The sequence below is a fragment of the Streptomyces sp. NPDC017936 genome (assembly GCF_044328485.1).
Classification (GTDB): domain Bacteria; phylum Actinomycetota; class Actinomycetes; order Streptomycetales; family Streptomycetaceae; genus Streptomyces.
Window position 1 is genome coordinate 77,313 of the sequence record NZ_JBIRHK010000004.1, and the last position, 13,773, is coordinate 91,085.

Here is a 13,773-nt window from a genome sequence, read left to right on the forward strand (position 1 = left end):
ACCCCCAGGAATCCTCTGCACGGCCCAACCAGGGCCGTAAGCACTACTGCGTGTTGAGTTGCTGCTAGCTCGCCATGCGGCGGGCGGCGTCCTCGATGCGGTCCGCGAGGGAGCCGTTGATCACCTCGTCGCCGACCTGCACCCGGATCCCGCCGAGGACCTCGGGGTCCACGTCGAGGTTGAGGTGCATCTGACGGCCGTAGAGCTTCGCGAGGGCGGCGCCCAGGCGTCGCTTCTGCGTGTCGCTCAGCGGCACCGCGGACGTGACGACCGCCACGACGCGGTCCCGGCGCTCGGCGGCGAGCTTGGACAGGGACTCGAGTCCCGCTTCCAGGCTACGGCCTCGCGGCGCGATCACGAGGCGCGTCACCAGACGCTCGGTGGCCGCGTCGGCCCGGCCGCCGAGCAGGCTGCGCAGCAGCCCGCCCTTGGCCGAGGCGGTGGCCTTCCGGTCGGTCAGTGCGGCGCGCAGCTCCGTGTTGGAGGAGATGATCCGCCCGAAGCGGAACAGCTCGTCCTCGACGTCGTCGAGCGCGCCGGCCTTCTCCGCGGCGGTCAGGTCGGCGGTGTCCGCCAGTTCCTCCAGCGCGTCCACCAGGTCGCGGGACTGCGACCAGCGGGAACGCACCATGCCGGACACCAGGTCGGCGGTGGTGCCGCTGACCTGGCTGCCGAGCAGGCGCTGGGCCAGCCCGGCCTTGGCCTCGCCGGCCTGCGCCGGGTCGGTGAGGACCCGACGCAGCGACACCTCGCGGTCGAGCAGCGCGGTGACGGCCGCCAGCTCGGCGGCGAGCTGCGCCGCGTCCACGGACGTGGAGTCCGTCAGCGCGTCGAGACGCTCGCGTGCGGCTGCCAGGGCCTCGCGGCTCGCTCCGTTCATCGCGACGCCTCGGCCTTCTCCTCGAGCTCGTCGAGGAAGCGGTCGATGACGCGGCTCTGGCGGGCGTGGTCCTCGAGGGACTCGCCGACGAGCTTGCCGGCCAGTTCGGTGGCGAGCTTGCCGACGTCCTGGCGCAGCGCGGACGCGGCGGCCTTGCGGTCGGCCTCGATCTGGGTGTGACCGGCCGCGACGATCTCCTCGCGCTGGCGCTGGCCTTCCGCACGCATCTCGGCGATGAGGGCGGCACCCTGCTCCTGCGCCTCCTGACGCAGACGCGCGGCCTCGTGGCGGGCCTCGGCGAGCTGCGCCTTGTACTGCTCGAGGACGCTCTGGGCCTCGGTCTGCGCGGCCTCGGCCTTCTCGATACCGCCCTCGATGGCCTCGCGGCGCTCTTCCAGAACCTTGTTGATGTTCGGAAGGAGCTTCCAGGCGAGGAAGCCGAAGACGATGACGAAGGCGATGAGGCCGATGACGAGCTCGGGGATCGGCGGTACGAGGGGGTTTTCCGTCTCCCCCTCAGCCGCCAGGATGAGCAGCTGGCTCATGAGTGTGCCTTTCGTCTAGTCGGCTGGTCGTGGATCGCTAGATCACTTGCCGTAGACGAACGGCATGACCAGACCGATCAGGGCGAGCGCCTCACAGAAGGCGAAGCCCAGGATCTGGTTGGCGCGGATCAGGCCGGCCGCCTCGGGCTGACGGGCGAGGGCCTGGGTGCCGTTACCGAAGATGATGCCGACGCCGACGCCGGGGCCGATGGCAGCGAGGCCGTAACCGATGGAGCCGAGCGAGCCGGAAACAGCGGCAAGGGTCTGGGACATGCCAGTTCTTCCTTTTCTTTACGGACCGGTGGGGGTTGGCCACCGGACGACTTGGGGGGCGGTGGGCGCGGTGCTCAGTGGTGCTCGGCGAGCGCGCCCTGGATGTAGGTGCACGTCAGCAGGACGAAGACGTACGCCTGCAGGGCCTGGATGAAGAGCTCGAAGGCCGTCATCACGATCGTCATGATGAAGCTGACGCCGGCGTAGGCGATGCCGACGCCGTTCAGCAGGTACCAGCTGGCGATGGTGAAGAGCAGCAGCAGGGTGTGACCGGCGAACATGTTCGCGAACAGTCGCACCGCGTGCGTGAAGGGCCGCACGAGCAGGTTCGAGAAGAACTCGATGAGCATGGCGAGGGGCAGCACCGCGCCGAGCGACTTGTCGTAGCCGGTCACGTTCTTGAAGAAGCCGACGAAGCCGTGGCGCTTGAAGGTGAGCGAGACCCACAGGACGTACACGATCAACGCGAGCACGGCCGGGTACGCGATGATCGCCGTCACCGGGAACTGGGCGACCGGAACGATCGACCAGAGGTTCATCATCCAGATGAAGAAGAACAGCGAGACGATCAGCGGGACGTACTTCTCGCCCTCCTTCTTGCCGATGGTCTCGTAGACGACACCGCGCCGGATGAAGTCGTAGCCGGCCTCGGCGACCATCTGCAGCTTGCCGGGAACGACCTTCGGCCTGCGGAAGGCGGCCCAGAAGAAGCCGATGACGATGACCGATCCGAGCAGGGCCAGCAGCATCGTCTTGTTGAAGTACAGGTTGCTGTCCGCGTCACCCCACAGGGGCTCGAACAGGAACGAGTGCAGGCCGGGGGCCGGGAAGCCACAACCGTCGAAGATGTGGCAGTCGGTCTCGAAGGCGAGCACCTGCGTCGGGTCAGCACTCACCGCGGGCTCCTTCAGCGTGGCGCATAGGTACGGCAACCTCGTTGTGTCGGCGCGGCGCGCGGCCGCGGTTCGGCACGGGACTGGTGTTACGGATGTGGGGGCGGCGTGGGGGCATCTCGCCTCGCGAATGAGCAGGCGTCGGCTCGGATGCCCGCGCCCGCGATGCCGCAGTTGGCACCGGACGATAGCAGGAGATCCCTGGCGTCTTTATCCCGGCCCTACCCCTCACGACGAGTGCCCCGATTTTTCGGGCTTCTCGCCCTTCTCGGAGGCGCTCGGTTCGGGTTCGACGTACAGGATCTTGGACGTCATGTGGGCACGGGTCTGCGCGGCGATCCAGGCGAGGGTGCCGGCGAGCAGCGTGAACGCGAAGGCCTTGGGGTGGAACAGCGTCGTGTCCCGGAACGCGGCCAGGAAGACGAAGAGCAGCAGGATCTGCGCCGCGTACAGCAGCAGGCCCATGGCCTGGAACAGGTGCGGAAGCGATGCGGCAGTGCGCTGCAGGACGTAGAGCCCGAGTCCCATGAAGAGGATGACCACCACCGTCGCGACGACGGCGCCGATCGCCCCCTTGCCGCCGGCGACCAAGCCGCTGACGACGGCGGCGATCGCGCCGACGGCAGCCGTGGGCACGGCAGCCTTGGTCAGGGTCCGGACGTCGTTGGACGGCATGGCGGCAACTCCGCTTTCAACGGGGGGCAGGGGTGTCGTCATGGACGAGCGTAGTCCCGGTCCGAGGGGGTGAAGACCTCACACCAATGGACCGTCGCACTACGGTCCTTCGGCTCCATCCCGGGTTCTCGTGAACGGTATCACAAACTATTTGATGAGGTCTTTACCTGGGTGGTGTGCAAGCTGTCACACATGAGAGTGACCGTGCGCGCCTGTGCAATCACGGAGCCCGTTTGTCTGGTATTGGGGCGCTTTGCCACCCCGCGGTTTCCTAACGGGTTGGCAATGCTCTCGTCAGATTCTTACCTTGCGGTCCGCGAGGCCGGCTGCGAGGCGGTGGACGGACCCGGCCGTGCGGCGGTGTGCGGACGGGCGCCCAGCGCGGTCGCCCCGTTGGTCCCGGACACCCCGACGGCCACCGGCGCGCGCTGCCCGGGCTCCTCCCCCGCGGGGTCCCCCTGGGCGACGGCGGCCGTCGTCGCCTCCGGCAGGCCCCTGCGGCGCCGGTAGCGCGGCGGCACGAAGGCCTCGGCCCAGCGCGGGGCGCGCGGCGTGAAGCGCGGCAGCAGGAGCAGCACCAGGCCGAGCGCGCTGAGGATCACGACGCCGAGGACGATCCACATGGACGCCGAGTTGACCGAGTAGGTCAGCGCGCCGAACGCGATCAGCGCCGACCAGAAGTACATGATCAGCACCGCGCGGCTGTGCGAGTGGCCGATCTCCAGCAGCCGGTGGTGCAGGTGCCCGCGGTCCGCGGCGAACGGCGACTGCCCGCGCCAGGTGCGGCGCACGATCGCCAGGATCAGGTCGGCCGCCGGGATCGCGATGATGGTCAGCGGCAGCAGCAGCGGGATGTAGACCGGCACCGTCTGGTGCACGGTGTTGCGCTCGGACCCGGAGAACAGGTTCATCACGTCCGGGTCCACCTGACCGGTGACGGAGATCGCGCCCGCCGCCAGGACCAGCCCGATCAGCATCGAGCCGGAGTCGCCCATGAAGATCCGCGCCGGGTGCATGTTGTGCGGCAGGAAGCCCAGGCACATGCCCATCAGGATCGCCGCGAACAGGGTCGCCGGGGCCGCGGCCTCGATGCCGTACGAGTACCAGATGCGGTAGGCGTACATGAAGAACGCCGCCGAGGCGATGCACACCATGCCGGCCGCGAGACCGTCCAGGCCGTCGACGAAGTTGACCGCGTTGATGGTGATGACGACCAGGGCGACCGTCAGCAGGGTGCCCTGCCACTGGGTCAGCGCGACCGTGCCGACGCCCGGGATCGGCAGCCACAGGATCGTCAGGCCCTGCATGACCATGACGCCGGCCGCGATCATCTGGGCGCCCAGCTTGATCAGCGCGTCGATCTCGAACTTGTCGTCCAGGACGCCGATCAGCCAGATCAGGGCGGCTCCGGAGAGCAGGGCGCGCGGCTCGTTCGACTTCTCGAAGACCTCGTTGAGGTTGGTGAGGTGGTCGGCGACCAGCAGGCCCGCGCACAGACCGAAGAACATCGCGATCCCGCCGAGCCGCGGAGTGGGTTCCCGGTGCACGTCCCGTGCCCGGATCTCCGGCATCGCTCCCGCCACGATCGCGAATTTCCGTACCGGCCCTGTCAGCAGATACGTCACCGCGGCCGTGATGCAGAGCGTCAGCAGGTATTCACGCACGGGCTTCCCCACAGGTCTCGCTGGCCATCTCAGTCCCACACCCTAGCGACGGCCGCATACGGTTGGGGACTTCCGGGTATCCACGATGGTTGCACGTGCGGCTGTGCACGGGCGTGCGCGTACCCGGTTCAGCCGGGATACGGCGGAAATCCCCGCGTGAGTTCCCGCACTTCCTCACGCGCCGTCCGGCTCCCGGCCCCGCCCCGCAGCACGCCCGCCATGAGCTTGGCGATCCGCGTCATCTCCTCCTCGCCCATGCCCTGCGTGGTCACCGCGGCCGTGCCCAGGCGCAGCCCGCGGGCCTCCGCGTGCGGCAGGGCGCAGCAGTCGAGCACCATCCCGGCGGCCGCGAGCAGGCCGCGCGCGGTGCGTCCGTCGACGCCGAGGGGCGCCGGGTCGGCGGTGAGGAGGTGCGTGTCGGTGCCCCCGGTGGTGACGGCGAGGCCCTCCGCCTCCAGGCCGGCCGCGAGGACCCTCGCGTTGGCGACCACCTGATGGGCGTACGCGGCGAACGCCGGGGTCGCCGCCTCGCCGAACGCGACCGCCTTCGCGGCGATGGTGTGCATCTGCGCACCGCCCTGGGTGAACGGGAAGACGGCCCGGTCGACCCGCTCGGCCAGCTCGCCGCCGCACAGGAGCATCCCGCCGCGCGGCCCGCGCAGCACCTTGTGCGTGGTGGCGCAGACGACGTCGGCGTACGGCACCGGGGAGGGCGCCGCTCCCCCGGCGACGAGCCCGATGGGGTGCGCCGCGTCGGCGATGAGGTAGGCGCCGGTCTCGTCGGCCACCTCGCGGAAGAAGGCGTAGTCGATGTGGCGCGGGTAGGCGATGGACCCGCACACGATCGCCTTGGGCCGGTGGCTGCGGGCCAGCGTGCGCACCTGCACGTGGTCGATGAGCCCGCTCTCCGCGTCCACGCCGTAGGGCACGAAGTCGAACCAGCGGCCGGAGAAGTTGGCGGGCGAGCCGTGCGTGAGGTGGCCGCCGTAGGGCAGCCCGAGGGCGAGGACGGTGTCGCCGGGCCGCAGCAGGGCCGCGTACGCGGCCAGCACGGCCGACGACCCGGAGTGGGACTGCACGTTGGCGTGTTCGGCCCCGAACAGCGCCCTGGCCCGCTCCACGGCGAGGCGCTCGGCGACGTCGACGATCTCGCAGCCGCCGTGGTGCCGGGCCCCCGGATAGCCTTCCGCGTACTTGTTGGCGAGCGGCGAGCCCAGCGCGGCCAGCACGGCCGGCGAGGTGAAGTTCTCGGCGGCGATCAGCTGCAGCGTCGACGCCTGACGTTCCCGCTCCCCGAGCAGGATCTCGGCGAGCTCGGGGTCCTGCCGCTGCAGGACGTCGGCCTCGAGGGCATGGGTGACCGGCATGGTGGACTCCGGGCGTCGACGGTGACGTAGGTCCAATGTAGGCCCGGCATGTCCCGGATGCCCGGTATCGACGGCGCCGTCGGTTCAGTGGTCCACCCGTCCGCAGGCTCATCCGTCCGCGGGCCCACCCGGGCCCGTCCTCACCGGCGGGTCACCGGCCGGCCGGGCGGCGTCGCCGCCCCACGGGCACGGGACTCCTCCGCCGGCCCCGTCCGCCGGCGCGCCCCGTCCGCCGGCGCGCCCCGCCCGCCGCCGGGCTCCGGCCGGCCCGCCGGGTCACGGTCCCTCACGGCCCGGTGCCGCGGGCAGCCGGAGCCCGAGGGCTCGCCCGGCCGCGGCTCACGCCCGTGCGGGGACTCCCGTCAGCGCCGTCACCACCGGGTCCAGCGCCTCGTGTATCTCGTCGCCGATCGACCGGAAGAACGTCAGCGGAGCCCCGTACGGGTCGTACACCTCGTCCGCCTCCACCGTCGGCGCCAGCAGCCAGCCGCGCAGCGCCGCGGCGGCGCGCACCAGGGCGCGGGCGCGCTTGACGACGCCGTCCTCCAGCGGGGGCAGGGTGGCCGGGTCGATGGCGTTGACCAGGCGGGTGAACTCCTTGAGGGTGAAGGTGCGCAGTCCCGCCGAGTGGCCCATGGAGATCACCTGGGCGCGGTGGTCGCGGGTGGCCGTCAGGACCAGGTCGGCCCGGATGACGTGCTCGTCGAGCAGCTCGCGCCCCGTGAAGCCGGAGGCGTCCGCGCCGAAGTCGGCCAGCACCGTCTCGGCGTTGGCCTCCATCGGCGCGCCCTCGTGCCCCCAGGTGCCCGCGCTCTCCACGATCAGCCCGCCGCCCAGCACCCCGAGCCGCTGCGACACGAAATGCCTCGTCAGCCGCTCGGTGATCGGCGAGCGGCAGACGTTGCCGGTGCTGACGTGGAGGATGCGGAAGCTGTCGCGCGGAAGCCCGACGAAGGTCGTCGTGATCTCCGCGGCGCGTTCCCCGGTGCCTATGCCACGCCCCGCGTCAGGGGCTGTCAATTCGCCACCTCGAGGTCGGGTACGACCTTCCTCAGCTCGTCGGCCGTGATCGCTCCCTCGCGCAGCAGCAGGGGCACGTCGCCGCTGACGTCGACGATCGAGGACGGGACGTTGCCGGGGGTCGGACCGCCGTCCAGGTAGACGGAGACGGAGTCGCCCAGCATCTCCTGGGCGGAGTCGCAGTTCTCCGGCGCGGGGTGGCCCGTCAGGTTCGCCGAGGACACGGCCATGGGGCCGACCTCGGTCAGCAGCTCGATCGCGACCGGGTGCAGCGGCATCCGCACCGCCACCGTGCCGCGGGTGTCGCCCAGGTCCCACTGGAGGGACGGCTGGTGCTTGGCGACGAGCGTGAGCGCGCCCGGCCAGAACGCGTCGACCAGCTCCCAGGCCAGCTCGGAGAAGTCGGTGACGAGGCCGTGGAGCGTGTTCGGGGAGCCGATCAGCACGGGGGTGGGCATGTTGCGGCCCCGGCCCTTGGCCTCGAGCAGGTCGCCGACGGCCTCCTTGGAGAAGGCGTCGGCGCCGATGCCGTACACGGTGTCGGTCGGGAGGACCACCAGCTCGCCGCGGCGGACGGCGGACGCGGCCTCGCGCAGACCCGTCACGCGGTCGGTCGCCTCATTGGTGTCGTATCGCCGAGCCATGTCTAGCGGGCCTCCTCGTGCACGTACTGCTGGGGGTGGGAAGTCGGGACCGCGCTCACGGCAGTGCCTTGCGGGCCGTCGCGAAGCGCGGGCGGTTGTTGAGGTCGGGGTGGTCGGCCGCGTCGGCCCAGCCCCGCTCCTCGGTGAAGATCCACGGCACCTGGCCGCCCTGGGTGTCGGCGTGCTCGATCACGACGACGCCGCCGGGGCGCAGCAGCCGGTGGGCGGTCCGTTCCAGACCGCGGATGAGGTCGAGGCCGTCCTCGCCGGAGAACAGGGCCAGCTCGGGGTCGTAGTCCCGCGCCTCGGGGGCGACGTACTCCCACTCGGTGAGCGGGATGTACGGCGGGTTGGAGATGACCAGGTCGACCTGGCCGTCGAGGTCGCGGAAGGCGTCGAGGGCGTTGCCCTGGCGCAGGTCGACCCTGGACCCCTGCACGTTCTTGCGGGTCCACACCAGGGCGTCCTCGGACAGTTCCACGGCGTGCACGCGGGAGCGCGGGACCTCCTGGGCGAGGGCGAGCGCGATGGCGCCGGAGCCGGTGCACAGGTCGACGATGCACGGCTCGACGACGTCCATGGCCCGTACGGCGTCTATGGCCCAGCCGACCACGGACTCCGTCTCGGGCCGCGGCACGAAGACGCCGGGTCCGACCAGGAGCTCCAGGTAGCGGAAGTAGGCGCGCCCGGTGATGTGCTGGAGCGGCTCGCGCTGCTCGCGCCGGGCGATGACCTCCCAGTACCGGGCGTCGAAGTCGGAGTCCTTCACGGAGTGGAGCTCGCCGCGCTTGACGCCGTGCACGAACGCCGCGAGCTCCTCCGCGTCGGTGCGCGGCGAGGGCACGCCGGCGTCGGCCAGCCGCTGGGTGGCCTGAGCCACCTCAGCGAGCAGCAGGCTGCGCGGGCTCGGGGATCGCCCCCCAAAGGATTGCTGCACGCGTGTCCTCCGTGTCGTACTCGTCCGTGCGGACTGCCTTACGCCGCCGCCAGCTTCGCCGCCGAGTCCGCGTCGACGCAGGCCTGGATCACCGCGTTGAGGTCGCCGTCCAGGACCTGGTCCAGGTTGTACGCCTTGAAGCCGACGCGGTGGTCCGAGATGCGGTTCTCCGGGAAGTTGTAGGTGCGGATCTTCTCGGAGCGGTCGACGGTGCGGACCTGGCTGCGGCGGGCGTCGGCGGCTTCCCGCTCCGCTTCCTCCTGCGCCATGGCGAGCAGCCTGGAGCGCAGGATACGCAGTGCCTGCTCCTTGTTCTGCAGCTGGCTCTTCTCGTTCTGGCAGGAGGCGACGACTCCGGTGGGCAGGTGCGTGATGCGCACCGCGGAGTCGGTGGTGTTGACCGACTGGCCGCCGGGGCCGGAGGACCGGTAGACGTCGATCCGCAGGTCGTTCGGGTTGATCTCGACGTCGACCTCCTCGGCCTCGGGGGTGACGAGCACGCCGGCCGCCGAGGTGTGGATGCGGCCCTGGGACTCGGTGGCCGGCACGCGCTGCACGCGGTGCACGCCGCCCTCGTACTTCAGGCGGGCCCACACGCCCTGGCCGGGCTCGGTGTGCCCCTTGGTCTTCACCGCGACCTGGACGTCCTTGTAGCCGCCCAGCTCGGACTCGGTGGCGTCGATGATCTCGGTCTTCCAGCCGACGCGCTCGGCGTAGCGCAGGTACATCCGCAGCAGGTCGCCGGCGAAGAGCGCCGACTCGTCGCCGCCCGCGCCCGCCTTGATCTCCAGGATGACGTCCTTGTCGTCGCTCGGGTCGCGCGGGACGAGCAGCAGGCGCAGCTTCTCCGTCAGTTCCTCGCGCTGCCTCTCCAGGTCCTTGACCTCGGCGGCGAAGTCCGGGTCGTCGGCGGCGAGTTCCCGTGCGGTGTCGATGTCGTCGCCGGTCTGCCTCCAGGAGCGGTACGTGGCGACGATCGGGGTGAGCTCGGCGTAGCGCTTGTTCAGCCTGCGCGCGTTGGCCTGGTCGGCGTGGACCGACGGGTCGGCGAGCTTCTTCTCCAGGTCGGCGTGCTCACCGACGAGTTCCTCGACGGCCTCGAACATCTCTGGCTCCTGATACTGCGGGACGAAAGGGAAGGCGAGCGACCAAAAACGCCGGTCCCGGCGCGCCCCCGGACGGGGCGCGGCCGTGGACCGGCGAAGAGGGGCTCGCTACTTCTTGGAGCCGGCGGCCTTGCCGAAGCGGGCCTCGAAGCGGGCCACACGGCCACCGGTGTCGAGGATCTTCTGCTTGCCCGTGTAGAACGGGTGGCACTCGGAGCAGACGTCGGCGCGGATGGTGCCGGCCTCGATCGTGCTGCGGGTGGTGAACGACGCGCCGCAGGTGCAGCTGACCTGCGTCTCGACGTACGCGGGGTGGATGTCGCGCTTCAAGGTGTCTCCTAGGTTTCGGGAGGGCGCCGGGTCGCCGCCGCGGGATGCGGAAGCGTGAACCGGAGCCGACGTACCAGTCTGCCAGGACTGGCGCCATCCCCCAAAACCGGGGGGTGGGGCGATCTATTCCCCGGGGCCCCGGAGGCGGGGCGGATCGCTCGGCGCCGGGCTCCCCGGCTCCCGGACCCGGCTCAGGACGACGCCACGACCCCGGCGGCATCTCCCCTGTCGGTGCCCTCGGTGGCCGCCGCCGGGATCGGCAGGTCGTTCCTGAGGGCCGTCCAGACCTGCTGGGCCTTCTTCTCCTCGACGAGGACGCGGTTGGGGTCGGCCGGGTCGTACCGGACCGGCAGGGTGACCATGGTCAGGTCCGACGCGCCGATGCCCTCGAGGCCGCCCGCGAAGGACATCAGGGCGTTCAGGGAGCCGAGGCCGGAGTCGGTGGTGACGGCCTTGGTGGCGGTGTCGGCGAGGTCGTACAGCCGGGTGCCGCCGTCGAGGAGGCCGATCTCCTCGACCTGCTCGACCAGGGCCTTGAGGAAGGCCTGCTGGAGCTGGATGCGGCCGAGGTCGGAGCCGTCGCCGACGCCGTGCCGGGTGCGGACCAGGGCGAGGGCCTGCTCGCCGTCCAGCCGGTGGGTGCCGGCCTTCAGGTCCAGGTGGCTGTCGGGGTCCTCGACGGCCTCGGTGGTGGTGACCTCGACGCCGCCGAGCTCGTCGACGAGCTTCTGGAAGCCGGAGAAGTCGATCTCCAGGTAGTGGTCCATGCGGAGGCCGGTGACCGACTCGACGGTCTTCACCGCGCAGGCCGCTCCGCCCGTGGTGTACGCCGAGTTGAACATCACGTCGTGCGCGGCGTCGTGGGTGACGCCCTCGGGGTCGGTGCACTCGGGGCGGTCGACGAGGGTGTCGCGCGGCAGGGAGACCACGCCGGCCTTCTCGTGGCCCTCGTACACGTGGACGATCATCGCCGTGTCGGAGCGGGCGCTGCCGTCGTCGGCGCCGCCGCCGATCTTCCCGTTGGCGCCGGAGCGGGTGTCCGAGCCGAGGACGAGGATGTTCTCGGAGCCGTCGTCGGCCTTCGCGGGCCGGTCGCGGCCGAGGGACCGGTCGATGTCGACGCTCTCGATGTTGCCGTCGAGGTCGACGTAGACGTAGCCGAGTCCGGCCCCCCCGACGAGCAGCAGGCCGGCCGCGGACCACGCGACGAGCGCCGCGGTCCTGCGCCGCGTGGTGGCCGGCTCGCGCAGCGTGCCCGTGCCGGTTGTTCGACCCTTGTCCCGCACGCCCGTACCCCCTCGAGTCCTTGTGGGTCCCGCTACCCCTGGCCATGGCTTTCAGACACGGTGCGTCCGCCCTTTCCAGGGTGGTCACGCCGCCGGCGGGACGGCGGAGCGCCCCGAAGGGCCGCACCGGTGACCGAGGGACGAGCGCGCGAAGGGTCTGTGCGCCCCGTGTGTGACACGGGGCGCACAGACCCTTTCACCTGCGGTTCTCGGCGGGATCAGCCGAACAGGTTGTACGCCTGCCAGCCGGTGCCGAAGTCCTTGCGCGCGGCGAAGATCCCACCGGACGCGGCGCCGTTGCCGTTGCCCGGGTACAGCCAGAGCTTGCCGGCCGAGTCGCGGGCCAGGAGGTCCGCGTGACCGTCGCTGTTCACGTCGCCGACGGTGATCAGGGCGTTGAAGCTGCTGGTGGTGAACTTGCCGACGAGACGGCGGGCCTCGAACGGAGCGGAGGCCTTGCCGGTGCCCCGGTAGAGGTAGGTCGAGCCGTCGGAGGCACGGGCGAGGATGTCGGCCTTGCCGTCGTTGGTGAAGTCACCGTGACCGCGGACCGCGTTGTACTGGCCCCAGCCGCCGCCGACCGAGGTCGGCGCGGCGAAGCCGCCGGCGCCGTTGCCCGCGTAGACGTGGAGGTAGCCGGTGGAGTTCACCGCGAGCATGTCGGGCTTGTCGTCGCCGGTGACGTCGCCGGGGACGAGGATCTGCTTGTGCTTGCCCCAGCCCTTCGCGACGAGCTTGTACTGCCAGTCGCCCTCGGCGCCGTTGAGCCCGGGCACGTAGTGGTCCCAGTACACGTCGCCGTTGCCGACGCGGTACAGCAGGTCGTCGTAGTCGTCCACGTTCAGGTCGTTCTGGACGAGCAGGTTGACGTTGCCGAAGTTGCCGAGGTTGTAGGTGCGGGTCAGCCCCGTGACCTTGGAGTGCCAGCTGAACAGGCTGGCGTCCGACGTGCGGCGCGCCAGCAGGTCGGCGGTGTGGTCGGCGCTCCAGTTGGCGTCGTTGACCCGGGCGCGGATCGGGGCGGCGTACGTGCTCACCTTCGCGTACACGCCGTACTTGCCCTGGGCCGAGCAGTCGACGTCGCCCCAGGAGACGATGCCGACGAGCTTGCCGCCGGCCACCAGCGGGCCGCCGGAGTCACCGTTGCAGGTGGTCTCGGAGGTGGCGTCGTCACCGGTCGGGGCGGCGCCGGCGCAGACCATGTGGCCGACGATGTAGTCCGAGCCGTACGCGGCCTGGCACGCGGCGTTGGAGTTGATGTCGGCGTCCGCGACCTTGAGCGTCTGCGAGCTGCTGTCGGGGACGGTGGAGCTGGTGCGGCCCCAGCCGTACACCTTGGCGTCCGTGCCCGGGGCGTAGAGCGCCGTGTCCGTGTTCTGCATGATCGGCAGCGGCTTGGCCTTGACCGGGGCGGTCAGGGTGAGCACGGCCACGTCGTTGTCGATCGTGACGGGGCTGTACTGCGGGTGGTTCCACTGACGGTACGCACCGCGCAGCTCACCGCCGTGGAAGTTCCAACTGCCGTCGGCGTTCTCGGTGGGGAGCTGGTCCGTGCCGGTGATGACCGTGCCGGTCTCGTACCACTTGATGCCCTTGACGCAGTGCGCGGCGGTGGCGACCTTCGACGGGGCGACGACGACGCCGCCGCAGAAGTAGCCGTTGCCCTCCGCGTCCGCGAAGTGGAGCTGGGCCATCCACGGCGCCGTGGAGATGGTGGTCTCCGTGCCACCGATGATGCGCGTGGCCGGCGCGGTGGTCTGGGTGGTCCGGAGCGACCGCGGCGCGGTGACGAGCTTCTGCTTGCTGGCCTCGTCGGCCTTCATCGCCTCGACCGCGCGGGAGCGCAGTTCCTTCTGGGAGAGCGGAGCGGGCTTCTGCTGGGAGACGGTGATCTCCGGAAGCTCGCCGGCCTCCGCGGCGTGCGAGCCGGACATCATCAGCGCCGTGCCGCCCAGGGCGAGCGCGGCGGCGACGGCCGGCACCGCGAGTCTCATGCGGCGCTTGTGCCGACCACCACGGGTGCGTATCTGCACGCGGTAACCCCTCGGGTTGTACCGGCGGAACGCGACCGCCCCACCGGTGGAAACTGGGTCATCGGTGGGGCGCGAAGAACATGCGGGCAGGCCGGAACCGAGGCCCCCCGGCCTCTCATG

Annotated in this window: 14 protein-coding genes; all 14 read right to left on the reverse strand. The window is 70.9% G+C overall.

The window, feature by feature from the left end:
• Nucleotides 1-64: 64 nt before the first annotated feature.
• The 14 genes from ACH4F6_RS09790 to ACH4F6_RS09855 all read right to left on the reverse strand — a co-directional run bounded on the left by ACH4F6_RS09790 (nt 65) and on the right by ACH4F6_RS09855 (nt 13,614).
• The gene (locus ACH4F6_RS09790; RefSeq protein ID WP_397959399.1) at nt 65-880 is read right to left on the reverse strand and encodes a F0F1 ATP synthase subunit delta; all 816 of its coding nucleotides are present in this window, start codon (nt 878-880) and stop codon (nt 65-67) included.
• Nucleotides 877-1,425 carry a F0F1 ATP synthase subunit B gene (locus tag ACH4F6_RS09795; RefSeq protein WP_397959400.1) on the reverse strand — a complete coding sequence of 183 codons (549 nt, stop codon included), beginning with the start codon at nt 1,423-1,425 and terminating at the stop codon, nt 877-879. The genes ACH4F6_RS09790 and ACH4F6_RS09795 overlap by 4 nt, the downstream gene beginning before the upstream one ends.
• 42 nt (nt 1,426-1,467) lie before the next feature.
• The gene (atpE, locus tag ACH4F6_RS09800; RefSeq protein ID WP_024884520.1) at nt 1,468-1,698 is read right to left on the reverse strand and encodes an ATP synthase F0 subunit C; all 231 of its coding nucleotides are present in this window, start codon (nt 1,696-1,698) and stop codon (nt 1,468-1,470) included.
• A 74-nt stretch (nt 1,699-1,772) separates the two neighbouring features.
• Complete coding sequence (gene atpB, locus ACH4F6_RS09805) at nt 1,773-2,594, reverse strand: F0F1 ATP synthase subunit A (protein ID WP_397959401.1); 822 nt, start codon at nt 2,592-2,594, stop codon at nt 1,773-1,775.
• Between the two features lie 225 nt (nt 2,595-2,819).
• Entirely contained in the window at nt 2,820-3,266 is a 447-nt protein-coding gene (locus ACH4F6_RS09810) for a hypothetical protein (protein WP_397959402.1), read from the reverse strand.
• A gap of 302 nt (nt 3,267-3,568) precedes the next feature.
• On the reverse strand, nt 3,569-4,930 hold the full coding sequence (locus tag ACH4F6_RS09815) for an undecaprenyl/decaprenyl-phosphate alpha-N-acetylglucosaminyl 1-phosphate transferase (protein ID WP_397959403.1): 1,362 nt from the start codon (nt 4,928-4,930) through the stop codon (nt 3,569-3,571).
• A gap of 128 nt (nt 4,931-5,058) precedes the next feature.
• Entirely contained in the window at nt 5,059-6,297 is a 1,239-nt protein-coding gene (gene glyA / locus ACH4F6_RS09820) for a serine hydroxymethyltransferase (RefSeq protein ID WP_397959404.1), read from the reverse strand.
• Between the two features lie 339 nt (nt 6,298-6,636).
• The gene (locus tag ACH4F6_RS09825) at nt 6,637-7,317 is read right to left on the reverse strand and encodes a protein-tyrosine-phosphatase (protein WP_397959405.1); all 681 of its coding nucleotides are present in this window, start codon (nt 7,315-7,317) and stop codon (nt 6,637-6,639) included.
• Nucleotides 7,314-7,961 (reverse strand): L-threonylcarbamoyladenylate synthase, encoded by a 648-nt coding sequence (locus tag ACH4F6_RS09830; RefSeq protein WP_397959406.1) that lies wholly within the window; start codon nt 7,959-7,961, stop codon nt 7,314-7,316. The genes ACH4F6_RS09825 and ACH4F6_RS09830 overlap by 4 nt, the downstream gene beginning before the upstream one ends.
• A 55-nt stretch (nt 7,962-8,016) precedes the next feature.
• On the reverse strand, nt 8,017-8,856 hold the full coding sequence (prmC, locus tag ACH4F6_RS09835; protein ID WP_397959832.1) for a peptide chain release factor N(5)-glutamine methyltransferase: 840 nt from the start codon (nt 8,854-8,856) through the stop codon (nt 8,017-8,019).
• An 80-nt stretch (nt 8,857-8,936) separates the two neighbouring features.
• Nucleotides 8,937-10,004, reverse strand: coding sequence for a peptide chain release factor 1 (gene prfA / locus ACH4F6_RS09840; protein WP_397959407.1), 1,068 nt, complete (start codon nt 10,002-10,004; stop codon nt 8,937-8,939).
• A gap of 108 nt (nt 10,005-10,112) precedes the next feature.
• Nucleotides 10,113-10,334: a 50S ribosomal protein L31 gene (rpmE, locus tag ACH4F6_RS09845; protein WP_189942647.1), complete on the reverse strand. Its 222-nt coding sequence runs from the start codon at nt 10,332-10,334 to the stop codon at nt 10,113-10,115.
• A 191-nt stretch (nt 10,335-10,525) separates the two neighbouring features.
• Nucleotides 10,526-11,620 carry an LCP family protein gene (locus ACH4F6_RS09850; protein ID WP_397959408.1) on the reverse strand — a complete coding sequence of 365 codons (1,095 nt, stop codon included), beginning with the start codon at nt 11,618-11,620 and terminating at the stop codon, nt 10,526-10,528.
• A 218-nt stretch (nt 11,621-11,838) separates the two neighbouring features.
• Nucleotides 11,839-13,614: a trypsin-like serine protease gene (locus ACH4F6_RS09855; protein WP_397959409.1), complete on the reverse strand. Its 1,776-nt coding sequence runs from the start codon at nt 13,612-13,614 to the stop codon at nt 11,839-11,841.
• Between the last annotated feature and the right edge of the window lie 159 nt (nt 13,615-13,773).